This window comes from Oceanobacillus neutriphilus (genome assembly GCF_014645515.1).
Lineage (GTDB): Bacteria > Bacillota > Bacilli > Bacillales > Amphibacillaceae > Oceanobacillus > Oceanobacillus neutriphilus.
In genome coordinates, this window is the sequence record NZ_BMLW01000013.1 from 76,137 (window position 1) to 101,635 (window position 25,499).

Annotated in this window: 25 protein-coding genes; 9 read left to right on the top strand and 16 right to left on the bottom strand. The window is 38.0% G+C overall.

Annotation, left to right across the window (positions count from 1 at the left end; all coding sequences use genetic code 11):
• Positions 1-27 precede the first annotated feature (27 nt).
• Positions 28-624, bottom strand: a complete 597-nt coding sequence (locus IEX29_RS19990) for a TetR/AcrR family transcriptional regulator (protein WP_188736550.1) — start codon at positions 622-624, stop codon at positions 28-30.
• Positions 625-889: 265 nt separating this feature from the next.
• On the opposite strand from IEX29_RS19990, the gene IEX29_RS19995 reads away from it, so the two are divergent.
• The 3 genes from IEX29_RS19995 to IEX29_RS20005 all read left to right on the top strand — a co-directional run bounded on the left by IEX29_RS19995 (position 890) and on the right by IEX29_RS20005 (position 5,468).
• Positions 890-4,099 carry a YhgE/Pip domain-containing protein gene (locus IEX29_RS19995; RefSeq protein WP_188736551.1) on the top strand — a complete coding sequence of 1,070 codons (3,210 nt, stop codon included), beginning with the start codon at positions 890-892 and terminating at the stop codon, positions 4,097-4,099.
• Between the two features lie 321 nt (positions 4,100-4,420).
• The gene (locus IEX29_RS20000; RefSeq protein WP_188736555.1) at positions 4,421-4,789 is read left to right on the top strand and encodes a CidA/LrgA family holin-like protein; all 369 of its coding nucleotides are present in this window, start codon (positions 4,421-4,423) and stop codon (positions 4,787-4,789) included.
• Positions 4,782-5,468, top strand: a complete 687-nt coding sequence (locus IEX29_RS20005; protein WP_188736556.1) for an LrgB family protein — start codon at positions 4,782-4,784, stop codon at positions 5,466-5,468. The genes IEX29_RS20000 and IEX29_RS20005 overlap by 8 nt, the downstream gene beginning before the upstream one ends.
• 184 nt (positions 5,469-5,652) lie before the next feature.
• Here the strand turns inward: IEX29_RS20005 and IEX29_RS20010 are convergent, their stop codons facing one another.
• The 3 genes from IEX29_RS20010 to typA all read right to left on the bottom strand — a co-directional run bounded on the left by IEX29_RS20010 (position 5,653) and on the right by typA (position 9,985).
• The gene (locus IEX29_RS20010) at positions 5,653-6,909 is read right to left on the bottom strand and encodes an MFS transporter (RefSeq protein WP_229720311.1); all 1,257 of its coding nucleotides are present in this window, start codon (positions 6,907-6,909) and stop codon (positions 5,653-5,655) included.
• 10 nt (positions 6,910-6,919) lie between these two features.
• A complete protein-coding gene (locus tag IEX29_RS20015; RefSeq protein ID WP_188736561.1) occupies positions 6,920-7,528 on the bottom strand; it encodes a transcriptional regulator in 609 nt (202 codons plus the stop codon).
• A 636-nt stretch (positions 7,529-8,164) separates the two neighbouring features.
• The gene (gene typA, locus IEX29_RS20020; RefSeq protein ID WP_188736562.1) at positions 8,165-9,985 is read right to left on the bottom strand and encodes a translational GTPase TypA; all 1,821 of its coding nucleotides are present in this window, start codon (positions 9,983-9,985) and stop codon (positions 8,165-8,167) included.
• 164 nt (positions 9,986-10,149) lie between these two features.
• On the opposite strand from typA, the gene IEX29_RS20025 reads away from it, so the two are divergent.
• Complete coding sequence (locus tag IEX29_RS20025; protein ID WP_188736564.1) at positions 10,150-10,461, top strand: hypothetical protein; 312 nt, start codon at positions 10,150-10,152, stop codon at positions 10,459-10,461.
• Positions 10,462-10,540: 79 nt separating this feature from the next.
• Here the strand turns inward: IEX29_RS20025 and IEX29_RS20030 are convergent, their stop codons facing one another.
• Positions 10,541-11,908: a sensor histidine kinase gene (locus IEX29_RS20030; protein WP_188736566.1), complete on the bottom strand. Its 1,368-nt coding sequence runs from the start codon at positions 11,906-11,908 to the stop codon at positions 10,541-10,543.
• A 2-nt stretch (positions 11,909-11,910) separates the two neighbouring features.
• A complete protein-coding gene (locus IEX29_RS20035) occupies positions 11,911-12,600 on the bottom strand; it encodes a response regulator transcription factor (protein ID WP_077604409.1) in 690 nt (229 codons plus the stop codon).
• Between the two features lie 260 nt (positions 12,601-12,860).
• Between IEX29_RS20035 and IEX29_RS20040 the strand changes: the two genes are divergently transcribed.
• Both IEX29_RS20040 and IEX29_RS20045 read left to right on the top strand, forming a co-directional pair.
• Entirely contained in the window at positions 12,861-14,213 is a 1,353-nt protein-coding gene (locus tag IEX29_RS20040; RefSeq protein ID WP_188736568.1) for a S1C family serine protease, read from the top strand.
• Positions 14,214-14,495: 282 nt separating this feature from the next.
• Positions 14,496-15,368 (top strand): DUF6574 domain-containing protein, encoded by an 873-nt coding sequence (locus IEX29_RS20045; RefSeq protein WP_188736570.1) that lies wholly within the window; start codon positions 14,496-14,498, stop codon positions 15,366-15,368.
• Positions 15,369-15,499: 131 nt separating this feature from the next.
• Here IEX29_RS20045 and IEX29_RS20050 read toward each other — a convergent pair whose 3' ends face one another.
• Entirely contained in the window at positions 15,500-16,111 is a 612-nt protein-coding gene (locus tag IEX29_RS20050; protein WP_188736571.1) for a TraR/DksA C4-type zinc finger protein, read from the bottom strand.
• A gap of 224 nt (positions 16,112-16,335) precedes the next feature.
• On the opposite strand from IEX29_RS20050, the gene IEX29_RS20055 reads away from it, so the two are divergent.
• Complete coding sequence (locus IEX29_RS20055) at positions 16,336-17,232, top strand: NAD(P)-dependent oxidoreductase (protein WP_188736574.1); 897 nt, start codon at positions 16,336-16,338, stop codon at positions 17,230-17,232.
• 122 nt (positions 17,233-17,354) lie between these two features.
• On the opposite strand, the gene IEX29_RS20060 is transcribed toward IEX29_RS20055, so the two are convergent.
• From IEX29_RS20060 to IEX29_RS20075, 4 genes are all read right to left on the bottom strand, one after another.
• Positions 17,355-17,555: a cold shock domain-containing protein gene (locus IEX29_RS20060; RefSeq protein WP_204799054.1), complete on the bottom strand. Its 201-nt coding sequence runs from the start codon at positions 17,553-17,555 to the stop codon at positions 17,355-17,357.
• A 453-nt stretch (positions 17,556-18,008) separates the two neighbouring features.
• Positions 18,009-18,440, bottom strand: coding sequence for a spore coat protein (locus IEX29_RS20065; RefSeq protein WP_188736576.1), 432 nt, complete (start codon positions 18,438-18,440; stop codon positions 18,009-18,011).
• 34 nt (positions 18,441-18,474) lie between these two features.
• On the bottom strand, positions 18,475-19,008 hold the full coding sequence (locus IEX29_RS20070) for a spore coat protein (protein ID WP_077604416.1): 534 nt from the start codon (positions 19,006-19,008) through the stop codon (positions 18,475-18,477).
• Positions 19,009-19,269: 261 nt separating this feature from the next.
• Positions 19,270-19,482 (bottom strand): spore coat protein, encoded by a 213-nt coding sequence (locus IEX29_RS20075; protein ID WP_188736578.1) that lies wholly within the window; start codon positions 19,480-19,482, stop codon positions 19,270-19,272.
• A gap of 228 nt (positions 19,483-19,710) precedes the next feature.
• Here IEX29_RS20075 and trhO point away from each other — a divergent pair, with 228 nt between their 5' ends.
• Positions 19,711-20,688, top strand: coding sequence for an oxygen-dependent tRNA uridine(34) hydroxylase TrhO (trhO, locus tag IEX29_RS20080; RefSeq protein ID WP_188736580.1), 978 nt, complete (start codon positions 19,711-19,713; stop codon positions 20,686-20,688).
• Between the two features lie 54 nt (positions 20,689-20,742).
• Here the strand turns inward: trhO and IEX29_RS20085 are convergent, their stop codons facing one another.
• A complete protein-coding gene (locus IEX29_RS20085; protein WP_188736787.1) occupies positions 20,743-21,423 on the bottom strand; it encodes a GNAT family N-acetyltransferase in 681 nt (226 codons plus the stop codon).
• 101 nt (positions 21,424-21,524) lie between these two features.
• Between IEX29_RS20085 and IEX29_RS20090 the strand changes: the two genes are divergently transcribed.
• Positions 21,525-22,007 carry a glutathione peroxidase gene (locus IEX29_RS20090; RefSeq protein WP_188736581.1) on the top strand — a complete coding sequence of 161 codons (483 nt, stop codon included), beginning with the start codon at positions 21,525-21,527 and terminating at the stop codon, positions 22,005-22,007.
• Positions 22,008-22,082: 75 nt separating this feature from the next.
• Here IEX29_RS20090 and IEX29_RS20095 read toward each other — a convergent pair whose 3' ends face one another.
• From IEX29_RS20095 to IEX29_RS20110, 4 genes are read right to left on the bottom strand one after another with little or no spacing between them, the layout of a single operon-like run.
• Complete coding sequence (locus tag IEX29_RS20095; RefSeq protein ID WP_188736584.1) at positions 22,083-22,805, bottom strand: amino acid ABC transporter ATP-binding protein; 723 nt, start codon at positions 22,803-22,805, stop codon at positions 22,083-22,085.
• Positions 22,798-23,457: an amino acid ABC transporter permease gene (locus tag IEX29_RS20100; protein ID WP_188736586.1), complete on the bottom strand. Its 660-nt coding sequence runs from the start codon at positions 23,455-23,457 to the stop codon at positions 22,798-22,800. Before IEX29_RS20100 ends, IEX29_RS20095 begins: the two co-directional genes overlap by 8 nt.
• 31 nt (positions 23,458-23,488) lie before the next feature.
• Positions 23,489-24,262 (bottom strand): transporter substrate-binding domain-containing protein, encoded by a 774-nt coding sequence (locus IEX29_RS20105; RefSeq protein WP_188736589.1) that lies wholly within the window; start codon positions 24,260-24,262, stop codon positions 23,489-23,491.
• On the bottom strand, positions 24,262-25,437 hold the full coding sequence (locus IEX29_RS20110) for a M20 family metallopeptidase (protein ID WP_188736590.1): 1,176 nt from the start codon (positions 25,435-25,437) through the stop codon (positions 24,262-24,264). The genes IEX29_RS20105 and IEX29_RS20110 overlap by 1 nt, the downstream gene beginning before the upstream one ends.
• Between the last annotated feature and the right edge of the window lie 62 nt (positions 25,438-25,499).

Consider the following 25,499-nt stretch of genomic DNA (forward strand, 5'->3'; position numbering starts at 1 on the left):
GATTTTGTCCCAGCCTCTTTACTTTTATCAAACTATTTTCACCGGCGCCCAGGCAACAGCATTTAATATAAAGGATGACAATTCATCTTTATATTTTTCCACTTCCTCGGAAGAATGCTGAAATAAGATTAAGCCTCTTGCCGTGGATTCGATTAGCGATATGACAAATTCACTGTAATAGCTGGAATCGATGTCTTCCCGTATTTCTCCATTTCCTTTTGCAGCCTCAAGATAGTCAGCAATAAGATCATATAAAGGACGATAAATAACCTTCCACTTGTCTACATCCCCGCTTCTTGTAATACCTGCATAAACAATAGAAGGAATCGTTTTATCCTCCTGATTCACTTCAAAGATACGGTCTATCGCCAATCGTAAATTAGTATCCAGCCCTGCCTTTACATCTCCATGCTCTGTAAGGTATTGTGTATAATTGGAAATGATTTGCTGGGCTAGATCCGGGAGGACATCCATTTTACTATTATAGTATAAATAGAAAGTACCCTGAGCAATTCCTGCATTCTTTACAATCTGAGATACACGAGTATCCTCCAGGCCTTTTTCCTTAAAAATATGATAAGCACTTTTCAAAATAAGTTCTTTTTTATTCGCCGTTTTAGCCATTTCGACGCCACCTTTTAAAAAAAATTAAAACTGACTGATTGTCATTCATTTATATTTATGATACCATACTTTTAGGAAAAGTTGAACATAAAAAATAAATAGCGGCAGTTTGGAGACACTCTAAACTGTACGCAGCTGTTTCTTAAGTAACCATTAAATAATGAGACCTGCGATTACTCGGTCTATTAAGTGCGTTGAGACCTGCGATTACTCGGTCTATTAAGTGCGTTGCTATATTTTTGTTTGAGAAAAGAGGAGAATTTTTTTGAAAAAAGCTTTTAAAATTACAAAACAGGATATGAAAAATATTATTCGTGTTCCTTCAGTTCTTATTTTGATTATCGGATTAGCGATCCTTCCTTCTTTTTATGCCTGGTTTAATATAAAAGCATCCTGGGATCCTTACTCCAATACACAAGGAATCAAAATCGGCGTCGTCAGTGACGATGCCGGCACGGAAGTAGAAGGCCGATCTATAAATATGGGAGACGAGCTGGTAGAAAACTTAAAAGAGAACGATTCCTTAGGCTGGCAATTCGGTGATTCCATTGAAGAAGCAGATGAAAAGGTTTATAAAGGGGACTACTTTGCAACGATTCATATCCCGGAAAGCTTCTCTGAGGATGTAGTCAGTATACTTAACGACGAACCAAGGAGTGCGATTGTCCAATATAAGGTAAATGAAAAAATTAATGCCATCGCTCCTAAAATGACAAGTGCCGGAGCAACACAAATTACTGAAACTATTAATGATGAATTTGTTCAGACAACAGCAAAAACATTACTGGAAGAATTTAATAATGCAGGAATTGAACTTGAACAAAATCTGCCGACGCTGCAAAAAATTAAAAACGCTGTTTATAATCTGCATGACCATATTGGAGATATAGATAAAGCAGGCGATCTTATAGTCGAGTTAGATGATGACCATGATAATATTCAGGGCTATGCCGATAAACTGGAGAGCCTCGGGGAGTATGAATCAAACATTAGAGAAGGCGGAGATCAGATTCTGACTGCGCAATCCCACCTGGATGATATAAATCGACTGGGAGGTGCTGTTGTTGAATTAAATCAGGCAATGCCTGATATTGAAAATGCGTTAACCCGGATCAGCTCGATTCAGCAATACTTCCCTGAAATTAATCAGGGACTGCAGGATGCCTATGCAGCAAGTATTACTGCCGGTGATACGCTATCGAACGTGCAAGCCCGTATTCCAGAAATTAATAATCAGATTCACGAATATCAGGATCAGGTGGATCAGGCTCAGGATACATTAGATGAAGCAGAGCAGGCAAAAGATGATGTTGCAGAGCTTATTAACAGTCAAATAAATGATGCTGAGGAGATAATCAATGGTCTTCCTTCTTTTGATTTTGATACAGAAGAATCCGTTACCCCTGATTTTGTAAATAACGTAAAGGATTCCGTTGGTGATTCTCAAAATACAATTGAGAATATTCTAGAGGAGCTTCGTGATTCTAATTCTATAGAGCCAAATGAATCTATTGAAAAATTAAGCAGCTCTGCAGATGCTGCAAGGGATCAGGGAAGCGAACTTTCTGCCGGTCTGGACGACATGCTTACAAAATTAGAAGAGGATAATTTAACAGAGGAAGATATAAATACTTTAAATGAGGCAATAACCAATTATCAGAGCTCATTCAATAATACCAAAGAAGATTTAGCAAGTGCTGAGTTTGTTCCAGACACAACAAACAGTGAAGAAGGCAATGACAATTCTGAAGAAGAGACGCAGCAGGGTGATGAAGAGACGGAAGATACTGCTGAGGATACACAGCAGCGTGATAAGGAAATTGATAATGTAATCAATGATCTTCATGAAGATACCGTTAAAGCCTTTGATGAAATTTCAACCGTATTAGATCAAAATATCGACCTGGCAATAAGTAATATCCGGGCATTGCCTACATTAATTGCCATGCAGGAAAATCCGGAAACCGAGGAATATGCAAATGAACAGATTAAAGCTGTTCAAGAAAGTATTGAAGGGCTTCAATCTTCCGTTACAAGCACACAGGACTCACTTGCATTACTTGAGGCTCCTGAAAATAAAGAGGACTTGGAAAAAATCAAAGATACACTGGAAAACAATGGCTCTAATTTAAATGAATTAGTTGATTTTCTGAATAACAACGATTTTGACCTGAGTCAATTAGAAGATGTGAAAGACAATGCGATAACTAATTTAGAATCATTGCAATCCTTTAATGAAGACACATTGAATCCTTTTATGAACAATGCGTTCACTACGTTGGAAAATAAATTAAATGATGCAGATTCAAAATTAGACGCTGCGCTGGATTATACAGCTTTAGCTTCCGATTATTTATCACAGGCTTCAACCATAATTAATGATTCACAGTACTATTTAAACCTTTTAAATGAAAATTTACCATACTATGAACAACAGTTCAGTGATGTATCTGATACCGTAAATCAATACTTCCCTGACTTTAAAAATGGTGTGGATATGGCAAGTTCATTTTTCCAAAATGATATGCCGCATTTAGAGGATGAAGTAAATAATCTGGGTGGATTTGTTACCAATGATATGGATGATTTAATTGAACAATATAAGAATTTAAATTCGCTTGTTCAGGATAATTTACCAGAGGCGCAGGAAGCAATTGCTGAAATGGCAGATTTCATCCGCAATGATTGGCCGGGGTATAAAGAAGATATCCAAAATGCCTATGACCGGATAAAGCAGATGGAAGATGATCAAATTATTGAAGAATTGATTTCGGCACTGCAAAATGACTTAAGTGATGAAACAGAGTATTTCTCACGTCCGGTACAGCTGGATGAAGAAAAACTCTTCCCTATTCCAAACTACGGTTCTGCCAATACACCGTTTTATACCGTACTGGCACTCTGGGTTGGTGCATTATTGCTTTGTAACCTGGTTACAACAGAACTAAAAGATAAAAATAGAGAAGAATTCAGCTTAAGAGATATTTATCTCGGCAGGATGGCTCTATTCTTAATAGTAGCTGTTTTACAGGCAGTGATTGTTTCACTAGGTAATATATTTATACTGGATGCTTATATGGCACATCCGGCCTACTTTACACTCTTTAGTGTCCTGATTGCGCTGGCATTTATGATTATTGTCTATACGATGGTTTCCTTATTTGGAAACGTTGGGAAGGCGATTGCGATTATCTTTATGATCCTGCAATTGTCAGGCGGCGGAGGAATGTTCCCGATTCAGGTAGCACCGGAATTTTTCCAGGCAATTCACCCATTCCTTCCTTTCACATATGCTATCGACATTCTCAGGGAAGCAACTGGAGGAATTGTATGGTCTGTTGTATTTAACAGATTCCTGATACTCGCCATCTTCCCGGCTATCTTTATTCTATTAGGATATACATTCCGGCCATGGATTGCGCCGCGGGTTCATAAAGCATATGTAAAAACTAAGAAAAGTAATATGGTTGATTAATCCTTAAAAATGAATTAGAACAGCTCGGCAATCTATTGTTTTAGAAGTGCCGGGCTGTTTTTTTATCCAGTGAAATAATTGATTTTCTCTAAAAAAAACGCCAAGTCAAACCATTTTTAGTCAATGAAAGTGGGACAAATACATTATCCAGTCAGCGGCCTGGACTCCAGAGGATAAAGGATTCTAAGAAAGCAAAATATATTTCCAAGAAGTTCTTTAACAATGCCCGGTTTTCTAATAAAATGAATAGTATCGTTTCTTTTTAAAACTATTTTGTCCGGCACGTTCTGAAAATGTAATAAATAACAACGGAGGTTTATTGTGAAGTATTTCATCATGATTCTGCAAATCAGTGTATTATTTCTTTTTAATTTTATTGGACAGTTTATTCAAGGATACTTCTCTCTCAGTATTCCCGGCAGTCTTATTGGCATGCTGCTGCTTTTTAGTCTGCTGATTTTAAAAGTCCTTCCTTTAACATGGATTCAATCTGGGGTTGATTTTCTTTTAAAAGATATTCCTTTTTTCTTTATTCCGGTTACGGTTGGCGTTGTTCAATATTTAAGCTTTTTTTATGGAAAGGGCAGCCTTACCATTCTGTTAGTTGTCATAAGTACCTTCTTTGTTATCGGCGTCAGTGGCACATTAACGAATTTCTTATTAAAAAAAGAGGTGAAATCCTATGAGTAGCTTCTTTATCGGGATAGTTACTATTGCAGGAGCGTTTATCCTTTATCAATTTTCAAAGAAGATGTACAGTGTGAAGCCCAGCCCGTTTACAATGCCGATTTTTCTGTCAACAGCTACTATTGTCATCTTTTTAATTTTAACAGGAATTCCTTATGAAACGTTTATGATTGGCGGACAGTGGATTGATATTTTTCTTGGCCCAATTGTTGTTTCTCTGGCTGTTCCTTTGTACAGGGAGATACATTTAATTAAAAAATATGCAGGTGCGATAAGTATTGGGATATTCGCTGGTTCCCTGACAGGAGTTTTTACAGGGATAGCAGGAGCAAAACTATTGGGATTTGAAGGCTGGCTGATTCAATCTGTCGCAGCCAAATCCGTAACTGCACCAATCGCCATCAGTATTACAGATACAGCAGGAGGAAATGTTTCATTGGCTGCTGTCTTCGTCATGATAGCAGGTGTCAGCGGTGCAATGTTTGGACCTGTTATTTTAAAAATATGCCGGATCCAGCATCCGATTGCCAAAGGTCTTAGCTTTGGCACAGCTTCCCATGCTATTGGAACGGCAAAAGCGTTGGAAAACAGTAAAATAGAGGGTGCTATCAGTGTTTTATCGATGACGATAAGTGCAGTGATTGTTTCTTTTCTTGTTCCTGTTTTCTTAATTGTTATGTAACACGATTAAAATATCTGCCTAAGTATTTATATAAGTATACTTATTCTCATTAAATAGCCGATTATATTTTTCATTCATATAAAAAATCGGCTATATTTTAATAATGATCTTTTTACAGTTTTTTAGAAATATGACGAAAGGGATATATACTAAAAATAAGGAAAGTATTTCCTGATGAAAAAGATTAATCTATTTTTCGTATCGCCGGCACTCTCCAATAGAGCAGGGCAGTACACGCTATAAGACAAATTGCACCTGTCAACATAATCCAATCAATACTTAATCCAAAAGAAAGTGCAAGAGACGTTATCCCATAAGAAATGGGTGTCAGTCCAATGGATGCCATCGTTTGTAAACTCATAACCCTTCCGATCTTGTCCTTTTGTGCGACATTTTGTATTGCGGATACTGCAGAGATATTTGAAATCATCATAAATATACCCAGCAAAAAACCAGAAATAAGACTTTGCCACAAAAAAATGGTTTGGCTGAGACAAAGTAGACATAAAGCCATCAAGCCTTGTGACGCAAGACTTACAGGCCCTCTCTTCACTCGAAGATTCATCATTGCAATTAGGAAGGAACCACTAACCATACCAATAGCCAGCGACCCTTCTAAATAACTGTAATCGAGTGTGTCCCCCTTTAAGATGTTTTTAACAAAGATTGGAACTCCAACTATAAAAGGGCCTGTGAAAAATAAATTTAAAAATAGAGTTTTTAAAATAAAAGCTAATAGCACTGAAGACTGGCTTACATAGTCAAATCCTTCCTTAATTGATTCGAACATCCCTTTATCTAAATCGGAATGCTCTGAATTAACGGGTTTCGCTTTTACAAAATAAATCAAAATTCCTCCAGTAAACAGCAGCCCGGCGGTCATTCCAAATACGAAGGAAAAATCCCACCAGGCAATAACGAACCCGGCAATCAGTGGTCCAACAATCGTGGTTAGCTGATACGTCATTTGTATAATGGAATTAGCTCTGGTTAGCTGGCTTTCGGAAACAATACTTGGGATCAATGAGTTTCCGGAAGGCCAAAAGAAAGCATCCAATACGCCAAAAATAAAGGCGAAACTTATAAATGGCCATAGAGAAACTTGGCCTGTCAATAAGACAGCTACTAACCCGATTAGAAGCAGTGCCCTTGAAAAATCAGACAGAAACATAATTAAAGAACGGCTCATGCGATCAGCCAATACTCCGCCCACAGCCATAAAAATCAGTCTTGCAATGGCCATTGCAATATAGACTAAACCAAGAGAAGCTTCCATGTTCAAAATCTGAACGACATACCATGCTTGGGCAAACATAATGATGGATATACTTAAACCGGAAAATAGACCTGCAATCCACAAAAATAAAAATGATCTGTTTTTAAAAAGTGATTTTTCCCGTCCTGCTTCCGCACTCTCCTGTTTTAACGGCAATTCTTCCATTTGTTTTCTCCTACTTGTTTGGATTTTTATACGTATTATCTGTAAACAATGGTTCATCAATTTCAAAACCAATTGTTGTAAGATAATACCACTCTCCAGCTTTGTCTTCTAAATCATCAAACCTCTTGATAAGGTCTCTGTATTCCGCCAGCCATGATATGAATTTTTCTCTTGTTGTTTGAACCTCCATTTGCATCGTAATTCTTGCCCATTCTTCAGGATCTGGGGACTCCATTTGAAATGCTGTTTCGGGAGCTGCCAGTATCCTGCTCCGCGCACGATCTAAAACTGCTAAAGTCGTTTGTCTGTGGTTCTCCCCAACTTCAGATAGATGAGGCAGCAGCTGTTCGCCAGGAAAAAAACTCAGGGCAACTGCCTTAAAAAATTTCTGGGTAATCCCGCTTTTCACCTCTGTCTTGACGACTTGAATCAGTCCATTTTTTTCTAATTCGCCAAGATGATAGTGGACCTTTGAGCGCGAGAGATCAAGAAATTGTGAAAGTTGTTGTCCAGTATAAGATTTTTCCACCAATAGAGTCAGTATTTGTGTACGTAAAGGATCAGAAAGGGCTTTCAATTGTTCATGTGTTGTTAAAATAAAAAATGGTTTCTGTTTCATTTTTTTAACCTGTCTCCTTTTTTTGACCTGTCAATTTATTTTGACAATAGTATATAACAGGACTGTTTTGTTGTCAAAATATATTGAGCTTACATTTTTATACAAGTATTAATAGGATTTAACGGTATAAAGATTAAAATAATTTTGAATCTGTTAAGAGAATCTTTCATGATATTAATAGTTAGGTTATTATCATTTCCACGAGCAGCCATTACATCTTTAACTCGTTCTTCTACTTGCCTCTTATGATTCAATATAAAATCATTAACAAACAAAGTAATCCTTAAATTCAGATTATATAATCTTTTATTCATTCATGTTAATATGATTACAAATGTCATATAACTGGAGAGGAGTAAGGAGCTTATGCACTTTTTAACCTTTCTTATTTTAGGGGCTGCAGGTGCTGTTTTAATGGTCATTTTATCTATAGCAGGCCTATTGCGTTATTTTAAGTCTTAATTTTTAATGGAGCTTATGCAGAAAGAGACAAATTTATACAGATTCCGGGCTTTTTAAGCGAATGGACGATGCAGGTGTGATAGTTACGAGTGCTTTAATATAAGTGTAACAAGATTAATCCTAATAAAAAAAGCCGGACAAATCTTTATCATAAGATCTGCCCGGCTTTTTTTATTATTTTTTCTTCGCTGCTTTTTCACGTTCATTTTTATTTAAGATTTTTTTGCGAAGACGGATAGATTCCGGTGTAACTTCACAATACTCATCATCACTTAAATATTGTAATGCTTCTTCCAGAGACATGTCTTTCGTTTTACGTATTGTTGCTGTCTGGTCCTTCGTTGCTGAACGAACGTTGGTTAGGTGCTTTTCTTTTGTGATATTAACGGTTAAGTCATTTTCACGATTATGCTCTCCAACAATCATTCCGGCATAAACCTCTGTACCAGGAGTGATAAAGATAACCCCGCGGTCTTCTAAGTTCATAATTCCATAAGTAGAAGCTCTTCCATTTTCAAGTGCTACAAGCACGCCCTCACGACGTCCGCCGACCTGTCCTTTAATAACAGGCTCAAATGCTTCAAACGTATGGTTAATGATCCCATAACCGCGTGTCTGTGACATAAATTCTGTTGTATATCCTAAAAGTCCGCGGGACGGCACTTTGAATTCGATACGAACTTGTCCATTACCCTGGTTGACCATATCAAGCATTTCGCCTTTACGCTCTCCCAGAGACTCCATAACAGATCCAGTATACTCTTCCGGAACATCCACTTGCACACGTTCCATTGGTTCGCATTTAACACCGTTAACCTCTTTAATAATTACTTCCGGTTTAGACAATTGAAGCTCGTAGCCTTCACGGCGCATGTTTTCAATAAGAATCGATAAATGCAATTCTCCGCGTCCTGATACCGTCCACGCATCTGGTGAGCTTGTTGGATCAACACGTAAGCTTACATCGGTTTCCAATTGTTTTAACAAACGCTCTTCAATTCTGCGGGAAGTAATATATTTCCCTTCTTTTCCTGCGAATGGGCTGTTATTCACTACAAATGTCATTTGCAGTGTCGGCTCATCAATCCGCAGCCAAGGAAGCGGATCCGGATGCTCCACTGGGCATACTGTTTCACCAACATTTAAATCTTCCATACCGGAAAGGGCAACAATATCTCCTGCTACCGCTTCTTGAATTTCAATCCGTTTTAATCCGATAAAACCAAATAGCTTGGAAACACGGAAGGATTTCTGTGATCCGTCTTCTTTTAAAACAACAACCTGCTGTCCTACTTTAATAGTTCCACGGACAACCCGGCCAACGCCGATACGTCCAACATAATCATTATAATCAAGTAAAGTTACTTGAAATTGTAATGGTTCCTCTCTTGTGTCAACTGGCGCCGGGATATGATCCATAATCGTTTTAAACACTGGATCCATCGTTTCCTGCTGATCGTCAGGCTCTAAACCGGATGTTCCATTTAATGCAGAAGCATAAACAACCGGAAATTCTAATTGGTTATCGTCTGCCCCTAATTCAATAAATAAATCTAATACTTCGTCAATCACCTCTGCCGGTCTGGCATTGGGACGGTCTACTTTATTTAATACCACAATTGGTGTTAATTTTTGTTCTAAAGCTTTTTTCAATACGAAACGTGTCTGCGGCATAGTTCCTTCATAAGCATCAACGACTAAGGCAACACCGTCAACCATTTTCATAATCCGCTCAACCTCGCCGCCAAAGTCAGCGTGACCCGGTGTATCAAGGATATTAATTGTCGAATCTCCATATTTTACAGCTGTATTTTTAGCCAGGATTGTAATCCCGCGCTCACGTTCTATATCTCCAGAGTCCATTGCACGCTCATCTACGTGCTCATTTTCCCGAAAAGTCCCAGAATATTTTAATAGCTGATCCACTAATGTTGTTTTCCCGTGGTCAACGTGTGCAATAATTGCGATATTACGAATATCATTTCTTAATTGCATAAATAGTACGCTCCTCTAACATATCGAATGTAAAACCAATTTATTATATCATATTTTGATGAATAATGTAAAACTATTTTTTTATTTTAGTATGTGCCGGTATCATATTAATTATTATGACAGCATTACCTATGTTATAATTCAAATAATAAAGGGGGCTTTCTATGTGGAAGGATATACTGATCCCCGGAGCTACTGCTGTAGTTGTCTCTTTTATTATGTTTCTTTCCAGTAAAAACTCAGAAAAAAAAGACCATGGATTTGTATTTAACTATTATCGGTTAAGCTATCGACGCAGACTGAAAAGAAATTTTTTGTCAATTCCTGTTATAGTTATTGGACTGCTCATTATCTTTTTTCTATCAAATTTCCCAACAATGTATCGCACAATGGTTATAACCTTTTTCATTGTTCTTTTTGCTATTGAGATTCTTTATAATTTTAGGAAATGGCAAAAAGAACAAGCAAACTCTTGAACTTTTCCCTATTGAATAATTTAAATAGAAAAGACTTCTTTCCGCCCGGTTAGGCATAGAAAGAAGTCTTTTCGGTTCTTTATGACTTTAATTTTTTATTCGCTTTAGGCTTATTAGGTACAGGAAGGCACATAGTAAATTTTGCTCCGCCCAATTTTTTTGACTTGCCAGCATATATTTTTCCATTTGACTGTTCAATAATTGCCCGGGCAATAGCAAGCCCCAGTCCAGTTTCTCCGCCCTTTCCTTTAATAAATCGATGGAAGATCTTATCCATATCTTCTTCGGAAACTCCTTTTCCATCATCCTCAATATCAAAAAAGATGTAATTCTTTTTCTTATACGCATGGATAGACACCTCCTCACGAGCATATCTAATAGCATTAAATACCACATTCGAAACAGCTCGCAACAGTTTTTCTTCATCTGCATAAACCGTAATGGAACCGTCCACCTTCTGTTGAAGCTTCAGCTTATTTTCATTGACGATCGGCAATGCTTTACTCGAAATCCCATCAACGAAAGCCTGCACGTCAATCTCTGTTTCCTCGTACACATCAGGCTGGGAATCTAATTTAGCAAGCAGAATCATCTCATTGATAATTTTCTTCAGCCTGCTGACCTCTGTTACCATAACGTCTAAGCCTTTTTCCGCGTCCTCCTCATCAAAAATACCGTCACGAATTCCCTCTGCATAGCCCTGAATCGTCATAAGGGGTGTTTTCAGCTCATGACTCGCATTTTGGAAGAAGGTCTGCTGCGATTTCATATATTGCTCCAGTGTCTGCGCCATATCGTAGACACTTTGCTCTACTTCTTTTATCTCACCGCTTGCCCGGATCCTTTTCATTTGATCAAATTGCCGATTTTCCACCTTTTTCAGCTCTTTTTTAAGCAGGGACAATGGCGTAACCAGTTTATTCGTCATAAAATAGCTTAAAATAACTGCAGCTAGTGCACCAATTAAAAATACCCACGCCAGCCGGAAGAAAAAGTTCTGCTGTACAGCTCTTAAATCATTGATTGGTGTTAATAAGATTAATTCCAGCCCTGATTGCTCTGGCGAAAATATAATTCTTTGCGTTACGAAACGATCATTTCCATGCTGCCACAGTGTTTCTTCATTATCTTCAAAGTTATTTTCATCGAAAAATTCATTTACTACAGAAATTGACATGGTTGAGAATAAGACCGTATCTAAATTCCGGTCATACAAGAACAACTGTAAATCCTGATCCTGTAAAAAGTCATTGATATTCCGGTACTCACTTGCATCATCGTATTCTGAAAGAAAATTAATCAATAATTCTCCCGTCTCTGCAAGCTGGCGCTGCTCATCTTGAATTAATACATCTAAAACGAGCGAATAAATAACTAACCCTGCAGCTGTCATGATTACAAGGAGCAATGCTGTAAAAGCAGCATTTAATTGTGATTGTAATTTCATTGCTATGCTTCCTCATCTTTTCTCAGACGATAGCCGAATCCCCATACTGTTTCTAGAGGAATATTCTCCATCTTTTTACGAATTCGTTTCATTAGATCATCCACAGCCCGGTCGCTGCCAAAATAATCATCCCCCCATACCTTTACCAGCAATTCCTCACGGGAAAAAGCACGGTTGGGGTTCTCTGCCAAAAGAAGCAGCATATCATATTCTTTTGCCGTTGTTTCATATTCTATCCCTTCAAAAAATACTCTGCGCTCATTCTTATAAACCAGGAGCTGATCCACCTTGACACGATCATCGGCTTCCTTATCCATAATAGACTTTGGCTGAACCCTTTTGAACAGCCTTTTCATACGGGCAATTAATTCCCTTGGGCTGAACGGCTTTGTCAGATAATCATCGCCGCCAAGCTCTAATCCCAGAATTTTATCAATTTCCTCATCTTTGGCTGAAATAATTATGATTGGAACGTCACTTTCATTCCTGATCTTTTTGCAAAATTCATAACCGTCCATTCCCGGGAGCATAATATCTAATACCCACATATCAGGAGGATTGTTTTCCCATAGTGTCCAGCCATCTTCAGCATTATCTAATACGGTTACCTGGTATCCTTCTTTTTTTAAATAAGCAACGACAATATCTTGTATGTTTTTATCATCTTCTATCAAACCGATATGATATGACATATGTTCTTCACCTCTTCAAATACAATATAAACTGGAAGTTCTTTTCCTGCAAATAAGGCTTGCATACTGGATATAATTATAGTTTGGAAAAAAGCATATATTTCATAAAATTTCATTTTACACTATCTATTTTTACATGAATATACTTCCAATGACAAATCAAGTTCAAGATTACACAGTTTTTACACAATTATACCAAAAGATTTCCCACGATACGCACTATAATAAAGATAAATCAAATAACTTGGAGGTGCTTTTCAATGAGTAATAACGATTATCAAAATGAAAAAAATGAACATGTTCCGGGTGAGATGGAAAATAAAGACACTCATCAAGATGATGAAGCATCGACAATTGAAGAAAATAGATCAGAGCAAGATTCAACAAATGAACAGCAAACAACATACACTGCTTCATCAGAAACGAAACCGGAAAGACCAAAAAAGTCTAAAGGCTGGGTCCGCGGTTTTTTTAGCGGAGCACTTGGAGGTATTGTTTCTGCCGTACTCGTTATCATGCTTCTGGGAAATCAATTGTTGTCAGCTTCCGGTGATACGGCGAACCCGGCTGGAGAACAAAGCGCAACATCCAGTGAGTCATCCGAGTCCGTCATTCCTACTTTGGCTTCTGATGATGCAGATGTGTCCGCTGATGTCTCTGAGGTATCCAAAGCCGTTGTAGGTGTCATTAATATGCAGCAGCAAAACCTGTGGGAAGACAGCCAGGAAGCTGGAACCGGATCAGGAATCATTTATAAAAAAGAAGACGGAAAAGCTTATGTCATCACAAATAACCACGTTGTAGAAGGTGCTGAGCAAGTCCAAGTTGCTCTGGATGAAGAACATCAAGTAGATGCAACTGTACTTGGAACAGATGCTTTAACAGACTTAGCAGTACTTGAAATTGATGGTGAATATGTCGACACAGTAGCTAATTTAGGATCCAGTGAAGATACGCAAGTTGGAGAAACAGTACTTGCTATTGGAAACCCTCTCGGAATGGACTTTAATAACAGTGTAACAAAAGGTATTATCAGTGGATTAAATCGTTCTGTAGAAGTAGATACAAATGGAGACGGTGCGGCTGACTGGGTAACTGAGGTTCTGCAGACAGATGCAGCAATTAACCCGGGTAACAGTGGTGGAGCATTAGTTAATTCAAACGGTGATGTTATCGGCATTAACTCTATGAAAATCTCCCAAAGTCAAGTAGAAGGAATTGGTTTTGCGATTCCAATTGACGAAGCTCTCCCAATCATCGAAAAACTGGAAACAGACGGTGAGGTTTCTCGTCCATTAATTGGTATTTCTACTGCACCATTAAGTCAAGTACCGGCAGAATATCAGCAGAAAATTCAGCTACCTGACGATGTGGAAGGCGGTATGGTCATTGCTAATGTACAGCCAGATTCTCCTGCAGATAATGCTAATCTGCAACAATTTGACGTCATTACTAAAATCAATGGAAATCCTGTCACATCTATAATCGATCTCCGAAAAGAGCTTTATGCTCAAGGTCAGGCTGGAGAGCATGTAGAAATCGAATTCATACGTGACGGTGAAGTACATTCTATTACGTTAAAAATGGATGAGCTTCAAACCAATGAATCTTAATCAAAAATAAGAAGCGCAACAGATATTTATTGAAATGTTAAAAGCGGCATGCAGGAGCAAATCAAAGCTCTGCGTGCCGCTTTTGTTATTTATCATTCTTTTTCCAGAATAATATTGACTTTTCCGCATAGGATACGTTGAATTGGCAATTGTGTAAAAAAGTCTTTTAATAAGAAAATCAATCCAATAAACCCTACCTTTCCTCCTAAAATTCCTATATAATTAACAATTAAAGCAGGATTTATCATATCTTGTCGAATTATTTTGAAAGGAAGTGATTTTTTGATTTGTCCATCATGTAATCAAGAAACGGAGGAAGGAAAGTTTTGTACGAAATGCGGGCAGCCTTTACAGCGGGAAAGTACATCTAATCAAGCTGCCGAGCCTGTAGAAGCTGTTAAACCAGCGAATGAACCTGTTTATACAGAACAGCCCAATGAATCTGTAAATGAGCAAGCCGGTAAAGAACAGACAGCGCCAACTGCAGAAACAGCTGGTCAAACTGCCCAACAGCAGCAGCCAGAAACAACGCCTTACACAATGAATGACTTGGGAAAAGCAGTTAAAAATGCCTCAGGCGGCTTTGGCCAGTTCTTCCTTAATCAGCTGAAGTCCCCTGGGAAAGCAAGAAGCCTTACAGAACAAAGCTGGGTTTCCGGAGCAATAACAATTGTATTAACAGCACTTTTATATACTATCGTATTGTACATTACACTTAATGAAATATCCTCCTCATCACCACCATTTGTGGAATCTTTTTTAGTGCCTTTTCTTAAATTCTTGCTATTCTTTGTTATATCTGTCGCAGTAATTTTCGGCACAGGAAAGCTTATGGGCAGCCAGGACAATTTCTTTAGTACAACTGCAAAAACCGGCGGCTATCTTCTTCCTTATACAGTGCTTTTTCTTGCAGTGTATTTGTTAGCAGGCATTGGGCTGGATTTCATGATTTATGTCATGTTTTTGGCTATCCTTGCACCAATTTTAATTATACCGACTTATGTATTAATGGAGTCCCTCCCAAGAGAAATTGATAAGGTATACGCGTTTATGGTTGTTTACTTAATACAACTTATCTCAGGTTACTATTTGTTCCTGAAGACGTTTTTTGTTACTATATTTGAAAGTATGATGGGTTCCTTCCCTTTTTTCTAAATTGCCTTTATTAGTGAAAGCAGCCATTTATTTTTTTATTTGTGAACAAAAACTGCTCCTCTACATATAAGTTGAGGAAGCAGTTTTTTTGTACGCCATCTAATCCAGCTGGTTTACCAGCACTTTTCGGCTTATTCTTCATCGTCAATTCTCTGTTCATATGCCTCATGATTAGGCATCACACCTGTATACTTCCCTTCTATGTCTGCCGCCAGAAAGTCCTCCGGGTCAATTTCTTTTTCTTCTTCATCTCCAAAGTCATTGAAATTCCCCGCATACTCTATAGATGAACTGGATGTTCCATACTGCCTGACGTCTTCCCAGCTATTTTCTCCACCATCATCCCTGCCTTTAAATACTTCTTTAGGTGGTGTATCTCCATGATAAGCTGGTTTCTCTGCATGCTCCACACAGCAATCAGCTGTCGGCAATGCTTCTAAGCGTTCGGGATCAATATTTCCTCCACACACCTTACAGATGCCATACGTTCCTTCTTCCATTGCATGAAGAGAATTGTTTATCTCTTCCAGTTCTGATTCCGCAAGCCTTCGTAAAGCGCTGTCCCTCTCTTTGTCAAAGAGCTCTGTACCAGTATCAGCAGGATGATTATCGTAATTAGATAATTCACCTGATACTTCCTGACTGAATTCATATATTGCCTCTGTCTCTTGATTTATTTTTTCAATTAATTCCTCCTGCCTTGCAAGAATACGTTTCTTCAGCTGGTTTATATTGATCTTCATTGTTCTCCTCCCCCTTTATACATTCATAAGCAACTGCTGTTTTATTGTGAAATCATTTTATACTTTATGTATCCTGCATGATTCAATGCAAGGCAATCGTTGCCAAGTTAAATAAGAATAATTTTATAAAAGATACTAAAATCCTATTAACTGAAAATAGTTGCGTTTCGCAAATTTTCGTGACAAACTCAAAGTAAAGCATCTATACAAAGGAGATGGATATAATGATAAATGCATCAACTGCAACAATTGGCTTTATTGGTTTAGGTGTTATGGGGAAAAGCATGGTAAAAAATTTAATGGACGCCGGCTATAGCCTGAATGTTTACACGAGGACAAAATCAAAAGCAGAAGAACTGCTGGAAATGGGTGCAAACTGGTATGATGATCCGGCCAGCTTAGCAAAAGCAAGTGATGTAATTATTACGATGGTTGGATATCCTGCTGATGTAGAAAAAGTCTATTTTGGGGATAATGGCATTTTAAAAAATGCGAAAAAAAATACTTACGTTATTGATATGACAACCTCCAAGCCCGGCCTGGCGATTGAAATTTATGAAGCAGCAAAAAAAGAAGGCCTGGCAGCTTTAGATGCTCCTGTCTCCGGTGGAGATATCGGGGCAAAAAATGGTACATTGGCAATCATGGCCGGAGGAGATAAAAAAGCTTTTGATGAAATTGCTCCAATATTTCGGGTTTTGGGTGAAAGAATTCATTTACTCGGACCTGCCGGAGCTGGACAGCATACGAAAATGGCAAATCAAATTGCAATCGCAACCAATATGATCGGGGTTTGTGAATCAATTATATATGCAAAGAAAGCAGGATTAAATGCAGAAGAAGTACTAGCAACCATTTCTACTGGGGCTGCTGCCAGCTTTTCTCTGTCCAATCTGGGTAAAAGAATGCTTGAACGGGATTATGAGCCCGGATTTTATGTGAAGCATTTTATTAAGGATATGGAAATTGCCTTAGAATCTGCCCATACTATGGGGATGCCGGCGCCCGGGCTGGAATTATCATTGAAGCTTTATAAAGAATTAGCTGACATGGGTGAAGCTGACAGCGGAACACAAGCGTTAATTAAATTGCTTGCACATGAAGCAGAGCTGACATTGTAAGCAGGTTCATTTTATATAATCGAGTAGAGGGAAAAGCTAATTAGAAAACCCCGAATGTCTATCAAGACATTCGGGGTTTTCTAACCAGGCTGCCCTAGCTTTTTATATTACTCATATTCGAATTAGATACGAACTACATTTGCAGCTTGTGGGCCACGGTTGCCTTCAACGATTTCGAATTCAACATCTTGACCTTCTTCAAGAGTTTTGAATCCTTCAGCTTGAATTGCAGAGAAATGTACAAATACGTCATCTCCATCTTCACGCTCGATGAAACCAAAACCTTTTTCTGCATTAAACCATTTTACTTTACCAGTCATTATCATGACCTCCTTATACAAGATATGCAAAGTCATTGAAACCTAAATACTTTTACACCGTCTTGAAAAAGAGATCGTAAAGTATTCTTGTAACTCCAATTACCTTTTGCAAGTATTATTTTAACCCCTTTCATAAAAAAATGCAAGTGAATATCGGTGAGTATTATTAAACAAAATTCGACGTTTTTCAACGGAAGAAGCGTTTTCATAAAACTGCAACTGCCGCTTCTATAAAATCCATAATTTTTTATAATTACCATAAATAGTAACCAGCTATTATTTACCTGTTTAAAAGGGATAAAAATACAAAAATACAAAATTATAATATAAAAGGAAACTTATTCAGTGGAAATCTTTCAGCCTGTTACACTGCACAAGATGAAACTCCCCTTATATAATATATAAAGGGAGTTCGGGTAAAAAGATATACTTTTATTATTTTGCTGCAAAAAGTTCTTACAAAATATCCAGGCTTACTACAATTGCCAGCAGCAATTGAATTAATAGCTGAATATTAATTGCAATATCAACATCTGTTGTTGTTATATTAACATTTTTCGATTTTTCAACAATAGTTTTTTGACGGTTGCTTTGTTTCGTTTTCATCACTTGTTCTAAATCCTGGAAAACAGCCTTTGCCTTATCAGAATCACCTAATGAAATACTGAGGACTAGAGCAATAGCCACTTCAATACCTACCTGTAAGCTGATAGCTGCTTGTGTATCAGTCGTTGTTACAGTAACTCCCTCGGAGTCTTTAATAATAATCCATTCCTCTGAGGACTGTATTGTTAAGTTCTTTTGTTCTCCGTCCTGCTCTACATCTGCTTGATTATTACGGTCGTCATCACAGTAGTCTAAGGCTCTCCACTCTTTTTTGTGCATCATTTTATTTTACACTCCTTTCTATACCGTATTGGGATTACAGAATATCAATCATGATTACCAGAGCAATGAGTATTTGTAAAAGCAGTTGAATATTTACCGAAATATCAGTGTCCGTTGTTGTAACCGTTGCATCTTTTGTATTATAAATAAATATTTTTTGTTTATTGACTTGACTGGAACTGATTGTTTGCATTAGTTCTTGTTCGACTGCTTCTTCATCTGCAGAATCAGCAATAGATAAACGAATAACAATGGAAATAGCTAATTGTAAAGCTGCTTGCAAAGATGCACTGATCTGAGTGTCTGTTGAGTTCACTGTGATATTGCATGACTCTTTTACCCAGATAACCTCTGCAGACTCCTGTTCCATATACGAATATTCGTCTCCATCTTGAACAACACTTGCCTCACCAAAATTCGGGCTAAAGGAATTTTCAAAATAAGCTGGTGCAGATTGGTAATTATTTGTATCGCAGTCTGTTTCTTTAGGTTGACACGCATAATCGTCTCCATACAAATCTTCATGGAAACGATTTGTTCCTTCTGTTTTACTTCTGTAGACAGACATCAATTAACACTCCTTTCTAAAAGTACTAAAATAATTTATGGTATTGATAACTATACTTCCTGTACACCCGCACAAAGAACACGGAAAATAACAAAATCACCTAGTCCAAATTTTAGGGAATATGCAATAAAAGGAACCTTATAAAGAGAAAATTTATTTTCATCTCTAATCTAATAAAAACAGGAAAATAGCATCATGGAATTTTTGCTGCCACATAAAAATGTGAAGAAATAGTTGATTTTCTCCACATTTTCAAAATCTCTATTCTTCCGTTTTAGATTCGTTTCTTTTTTGCTGAAACTCCTCCACTTGCTGTTTTAGATCTGTAACCATTTCCTTCAGCATTTCGCGCTGCTTTTCGGAAAGGTTATTTTTGACCTCTTCCGGTTTTATACCATTTTTACGAAATACACTGTCTACCATTACCTCAACCAGTTTATCCGGCATATTTACTTTTTTAGATGATTCACTCATTGTTTTGTCCTCCTTCCATCATAGATACTTCATTTTATGGAAAGCAGGGCCGGATTGATTATGCTCAAGTCCAAGGGCTTCTAAATAATGGTGGACATATTTCGTTGTTATAGACTGGAATCAAGCAGAAAAACATGCTAAAATAAAAAATTGCAAGACGAAAAATGAATAAACAAAACCAGACTCATTTGTATCTTGCAAATACAAAATGAACAGGTGGTAAACCAAATGGAAACAGAACAAGATTATCAGGTTTTACTTTATTACAATTATGTACACATTGATGATCCGGAAGCATTTGCTGCGGCACATCTAAAGTACTGTAAAGAGCTTGGGTTGAAGGGACGTATTCTGGTAGCTGAGGAAGGTATTAACGGAACAGTTTCAGGTACTATTGAGCAGACAACTGCCTATATGGAACATATGCATGCTGATCCCCGCTTTGAAGATATGGTATTCAAGGTGGACGCTCATGATAAACATGCTTTCAAAAAAATGCATGTACGCCCAAGAAGTGAATTAGTTACGCTTCGTTTAGAGGATGATATTAATCCATTAGAAACAACTGGAAATTACTTAGAGCCAAAAGAATTCTATGAAGCATTACAGGATGAAAATACTGTCGTATTGGATGCCCGTAATGATTATGAATATGATTTAGGCCATTTCCGCGGAGCAGTCCGTCCAGATATCCAGACATTTCGTGAATTGCCGGATTGGGTACAGGAAAATAAAGAAATGCTTGAAGATAAAAAAATTGTAACTTATTGCACAGGAGGCATTCGCTGTGAGAAATTCAGCGGCTGGCTCAAGGATGAAGGCTTTGAGGACGTAGGCCAATTACATGGCGGTATTGTTACCTATGGAAAAGACCCTGACGTTCAGGGCGAATTATGGGATGGTCAGCTTTATGTATTTGATGAGCGTATCAGCGTTCCTGTTAACCGCAAAGAGCATGTTATTGTCGGAAAAGATTATTTTGACGGAGAGCCATGTGAACGTTATATAAACTGTGCAAACCCCGAATGTAATAATCAAATTCTCGCTTCTGAAGAGAATGAACATAAATATTTACGAGGTTGCACACATGAATGCCGCATCAGCCCGCGTAACCTTTATGTAAAAGAGCATAATTTATCTGCAGAAGAAGTTAGAGAGCGTTTAGCGGCAATTGGCGAAACACTTCCGGAAACAACAACTGTTTAAATATATATATACGAAAACAGGCTGGAGACTTGAATCTCCAGCCTGTTTTATATTTTATTTCTGATAGATAACCGTCCATTCATTACCAGCTTTCTTCATTCCTGTACCAATATAACCGGCTCCGATAAGTTTTGTTTGGCCATCAATATCCTTCATATCAATTTCTCTTTGGTCTTTAACCCTGACATTGCTTTTTCGTAAATCATTACAATAAATATAACGCAGCTTCCCGCCATACTTTTCCTTCACTTTATAAATCCGCATTCCCAGTGCAAATTTATCCTTCATACTCGGAATATTTCCCGGAGCCACTGTAGCTAAAATATAGCGGTATGCAGCTGTATCCAACTGCTCCATAATACATTTCCCCATTCTTGTCTGCAAATGATTTCCGCGAAAATCAGGGTGCACATTGGAAATCTCCGAATAGATAATTTGTGCATAATCTTCTTCTGTCAGGCCTATATCTCTTCCCAGTCCCTCTTCATCTGCAGCCGGGTTTAGAAAAGCACGAAATGCAATCAGCTTCTCCTGATGAAAAACGCCAACCGTCAGCGGATCTCCCTCTAATATGGTAAGGAACTCATCCCTGTCCAAAGGCTCGAGTCTGTCTTTATCCTCCAGAGCTTCATAAACTGCCGTTTGCAGCTCTAAAATTTGGGGTAAATCAGTAGTAGTGAGGTAGCGTAAGTAAGTATTTTTATCTTCCTCATTTAATGAGATATATTTTATCATTTCTGTCACAGATAAACGTCCTTTCTTGCTATAATACAAATAGATTAAATAGAATTTTTCAAGTGCACCTACATTTTATCATTTTCTTGAGGAGGAGTAATATGACAAGTATATATGATTTTACAGCAAAAACAATTGAAGGTGAAGAGCAGCCGCTATCAGATTACAAGGGGAAGGTGCTGCTCATTGTAAACACAGCAAGTAAATGCGGCTTTACTCCTCAATTTGACGGCCTTCAGAAACTGTATGACCAATATAAAGACCAGGGCTTTGAAGTGCTCGGCTTTCCTTGCAACCAGTTTGGCCATCAGGACCCAGGAGCGGATGAAGAGATAAACCAGTTTTGTAAACAGAACTATGGGGTTTCCTTTCAAATGTTTTCTAAAGTGAATGTAAAAGGAAAAAATGTCCACCCCCTTTTTGCTTTTTTAACCAGCGAACAAAAGGGCATATTAGGTGAGCAAATTAAGTGGAATTTTACGAAGTTCCTGATTAACCAGGATGGAGAAGTCTTGAAACGGTTTGGTCCGCAAAAGAATCCGGATATAATAGAGAAAGACATAGAAGCACTTCTAAATGAATAGGCGATAAAAGCGCAGAGGATAGGGAAACATGATCCAGCTTAAACCATGTCCATTCTATCTTCTGCGCTTTTATATTTAGAGTACTTTTTCTAAAAAGTTTTGGGCACGTTCGGTGCTTGGATTGGTGAAGAATGTATTTGGCTCCGTTTCTTCCAGCAGTACACCATCATCTAAAAAGAGCACCTTATCCGCAACTTCCTTTGCAAAGTTCATTTCATGCGTAACAATAACCATCGTCATACCCGTCTCTGTCAAACCCTTCATAACGTCGAGTACCTCTTTGACCATTTCCGGATCCAGTGCAGAAGTCGGTTCATCAAAAAGCATAATTTCCGGTTCCATTGCAAGTGCTCTGGCAATGGCAACACGCTGCTTCTGTCCACCAGACAAGCGGTTAGGATACGCCTTTTCTTTATCGGTCATCCCTACCCTTGCCAGCAGATTTTTACCAATTTGTTCCGCCTCTTTTTTTGACAAGCCTTTTACTTTTTGCGGTGCATACATTACATTTTCCAAAGCAGTCATATGCGGAAAAAGATGAAAATGCTGAAATACCATTCCAATGTTCTTCCGTATTTCCATTTTGTTAACCCGCGGAGATGTAATTTCTTCATCATTTATATAAATTTGTCCAGAGGTTGGTTCCTCCAATAGATTAAGACAGCGAAGAAAGGTTGATTTTCCAGATCCGGAAGGCCCGATAATTGTAACAACCTCCCCTTTTCCAACTGTTGTACTGATACCCTTCAACACTTCATTTTTACCAAATACTTTTGTTATATTATCTGCTTTAATCACTCTGTCTCATCCTCCGTTCAACATACCGTCCAGCCAAGGTCAGTATGGTAACCATAACCCAATAAATTACTCCTGCAAAAAAGAGCGGTTCGAAGTTTCTATACAAATCGGCTCCGGCAATCTGTGCACGGCGCATTAAATCCAGATAGCCAATGGTAGAAACTAGTGCCGATTCTTTTGTTAAGGTAATAAATTCATTCATGAGTGCTGGAAGAATGTTTTTAAAAGCCTGCGGTAAAATAATATTTAACATCATGGAGCGATAAGGAACGCCCAACGCTTTTGCTGCTTCGGTCTGCCCTTTGTCCACTGCCATAATACCGGCACGGATAATTTCAGAAACATACGCAGCTGAGTTCAAACCGAATGCTAACACAGCGGATAAAAATGCCGATATATCATAGCCAGTTAACTGGGGGATTGCTAAGTATATAATCATTAATTGCAAAATAAGCGGTGTACCGCGAAAAATAGATGTGTACACATCTGCAATTGCCTTCAACGGCCAAAAACTGGTTATTTTAAAAATTGCCAAAATAGTACCCAATATAAATCCTGCCAAAATGGATACAATAACAAACTTTAATGTTGCACCTATTCCCTCTAGTATAAAAGGAATATAAGGCACGATTTGGGAAAAATCCAAATTCATGCCCTATCACCTCGTTTCTTTATGCTATTTTTTATTCAACAGATCCTGGTATCCATTCTTCTTTCAAGCTCTTTAAAGTGCCGTCTTCTTCTAATTTTTCTAAAACGGCATTAACATCATCCACTAAATCACTGTCTTTAGGAAAGGCGATTGCCATACCTTCAGCTGAAGAGTTGGGGTCATCAAAGCCAAAGAATCCTTGAGAATCCATATATCCCAGAGCAACTTCTTTAGACAGATAGACAGCATCGATACGATTCGCATTCAATTCCTGAGCTAAAATACCGGCATCATCTACCTTTTTCACTTCGATGTTATACTCCTCCGCTAAAGCATCTGCACCATCTTCCTGAATAGAGCCCAGCTGTACACCAATCGTTTTTCCTTCAAGCTCATCTAAAGATTCCATTGCTTTATCTTTCGTAACAAACATTTGTCCAGTATCATTATAAACATTAGAGAAGTCTACATTCTTTTTACGGTCTTCGCTGGCATTCATTCCTGATATAACCATGTCCACACGATCTGCCTGCAAGGAACCAATCAGACCTTCAAATTTCATATCTTCAATTTCTAATTCCATATCCAGTTCTTCTGCGATAAGCTTTCCTAATTCAATATCAAATCCTTCAAACTCTCCTTGAGGATTTCGCGATTCATATGGAGGGAAATCAGCTGAAGTTCCCATTTTTAATACATCTTTACCCCGACCAGATGATTCTGATTCATTATCATCTGATCCACAGGCAGTTAAAAAAGCTGTAAATAGTAATGTGCTGAAAAGTAAAATGAGCTTCTTTTTCATTAGACGTTTACCTCTTCTTTATTTTTATTAAATTCTTCCTTCATTGCCTGAACCGCTTCTTCATTTGTCAATAAATCATAGCCAGTTTTCGCTAAAGAAAGAGCTCCTTCATATAATGCCAGATGTCCATCCTCTGTAATGGTCTGATCAGCAAATTCTTTCGTATGAGCGATTAAGCCTTCTTTGTTTAAGCCAATATACGGATGAATCGCAGGAACTACCTGGCTGACATTCCCCATATCAATCGAGCCGTAGGATTCTTTTGCTCCAAAAACAGGCAGCCGGCTTGTCTCTTTTAAATTTGCAGTAAACAAATCAGATAAAACCTGATTCGTTGTCATATCGTCATAGCTTAATTCATAGTTGGATATATTTAATGTTGCTCCAGTCATTAAAGCCGCTCCTTCAGCAATATGCTTTACCTTTTCCACTACTTCATTAAGGTAAGGACGATTATTTGCCCGGACATAGAACTGTGCAACTGCTTTATCAGGAACCACGTTCGCAGCTTGTCCTCCATCAGGAATAACTCCGTGAATACGGACATCTGATTTCACATGCTGTCTCAACGCATTAATACCGCTAAACAATTGGAGGACACCATCTAAGGCATTAATTCCTTTTTCCGGAGCTGCTGCTGCATGTGCTGTTTTTCCATGATACTCAAATTGGATTGCATCCATAGCCAGCGATTCACCGCTTACCTGAGATGTATCACTTGGATGTAAGATCATTGCAGCATCAATACCGTCAAACACTCCCTGTTCACTCATCGGTACTTTAGCTCCGTTTGTTTCCTCTGCCGGAGTACCGAATACATAGACAGTGCCGCCTATTTCATCAATAACTTTACTTAATATAACCCCAGCACCGACACTCATCGTTCCGATTAAATTATGTCCGCAGCCGTGTCCTACACCTGGAAGTGCATCATATTCAGCTAAATATGCAATTTGAGGACCAGGCTTCCCGCTTGAATAGGTTGCTTTAAAAGCTGTATCACGGCCAACAATCCCTTTTTCTACTTTAAATTGATGTGTCGTTAAATAATCTGTTAAAAGCTTCATAGATTCATATTCTTGGTCTCCAAGCTCTGGGTTATCAAAAATAGTATCACTCAAATTGGTTAAATCGTTAATTACTTTATCTAGTTCATTTTTTAAATTATTCTTCATGTTTATTCCCTCATTCAATGTATAATTATTAATTAATATGTATATTTATAACATGATTATGC

Coding starts and splice junctions, on each gene's coding strand:
- IEX29_RS19990 (WP_188736550.1), bottom strand. CDS start 624: ATGGCTAAAACGGCGAATAAAAAAGAACTTATTTTGAAAAGTGCTTAT.
- IEX29_RS20005 (WP_188736556.1), top strand. CDS start 4,782: ATGAGTAGCTTCTTTATCGGGATAGTTACTATTGCAGGAGCGTTTATC.
- IEX29_RS20010 (WP_229720311.1), bottom strand. CDS start 6,909: ATGGAAGAATTGCCGTTAAAACAGGAGAGTGCGGAAGCAGGACGGGAA.
- IEX29_RS20015 (WP_188736561.1), bottom strand. CDS start 7,528: ATGAAACAGAAACCATTTTTTATTTTAACAACACATGAACAATTGAAA.
- typA (WP_188736562.1), bottom strand. CDS start 9,985: ATGCAATTAAGAAATGATATTCGTAATATCGCAATTATTGCACACGTT.
- IEX29_RS20025 (WP_188736564.1), top strand. CDS start 10,150: ATGTGGAAGGATATACTGATCCCCGGAGCTACTGCTGTAGTTGTCTCT.
- IEX29_RS20030 (WP_188736566.1), bottom strand. CDS start 11,908: ATGAAATTACAATCACAATTAAATGCTGCTTTTACAGCATTGCTCCTT.
- IEX29_RS20035 (WP_077604409.1), bottom strand. CDS start 12,600: ATGTCATATCATATCGGTTTGATAGAAGATGATAAAAACATACAAGAT.
- IEX29_RS20040 (WP_188736568.1), top strand. CDS start 12,861: ATGAGTAATAACGATTATCAAAATGAAAAAAATGAACATGTTCCGGGT.
- IEX29_RS20050 (WP_188736571.1), bottom strand. CDS start 16,111: ATGAAGATCAATATAAACCAGCTGAAGAAACGTATTCTTGCAAGGCAG.
- IEX29_RS20055 (WP_188736574.1), top strand. CDS start 16,336: ATGATAAATGCATCAACTGCAACAATTGGCTTTATTGGTTTAGGTGTT.
- IEX29_RS20065 (WP_188736576.1), bottom strand. CDS start 18,440: ATGATGCACAAAAAAGAGTGGAGAGCCTTAGACTACTGTGATGACGAC.
- IEX29_RS20070 (WP_077604416.1), bottom strand. CDS start 19,008: ATGTCTGTCTACAGAAGTAAAACAGAAGGAACAAATCGTTTCCATGAA.
- IEX29_RS20075 (WP_188736578.1), bottom strand. CDS start 19,482: ATGAGTGAATCATCTAAAAAAGTAAATATGCCGGATAAACTGGTTGAG.
- trhO (WP_188736580.1), top strand. CDS start 19,711: ATGGAAACAGAACAAGATTATCAGGTTTTACTTTATTACAATTATGTA.
- IEX29_RS20085 (WP_188736787.1), bottom strand. CDS start 21,423: ATGATAAAATATATCTCATTAAATGAGGAAGATAAAAATACTTACTTA.
- IEX29_RS20090 (WP_188736581.1), top strand. CDS start 21,525: ATGACAAGTATATATGATTTTACAGCAAAAACAATTGAAGGTGAAGAG.
- IEX29_RS20100 (WP_188736586.1), bottom strand. CDS start 23,457: ATGAATTTGGATTTTTCCCAAATCGTGCCTTATATTCCTTTTATACTA.
- IEX29_RS20105 (WP_188736589.1), bottom strand. CDS start 24,262: ATGAAAAAGAAGCTCATTTTACTTTTCAGCACATTACTATTTACAGCT.
- IEX29_RS20110 (WP_188736590.1), bottom strand. CDS start 25,437: ATGAAGAATAATTTAAAAAATGAACTAGATAAAGTAATTAACGATTTA.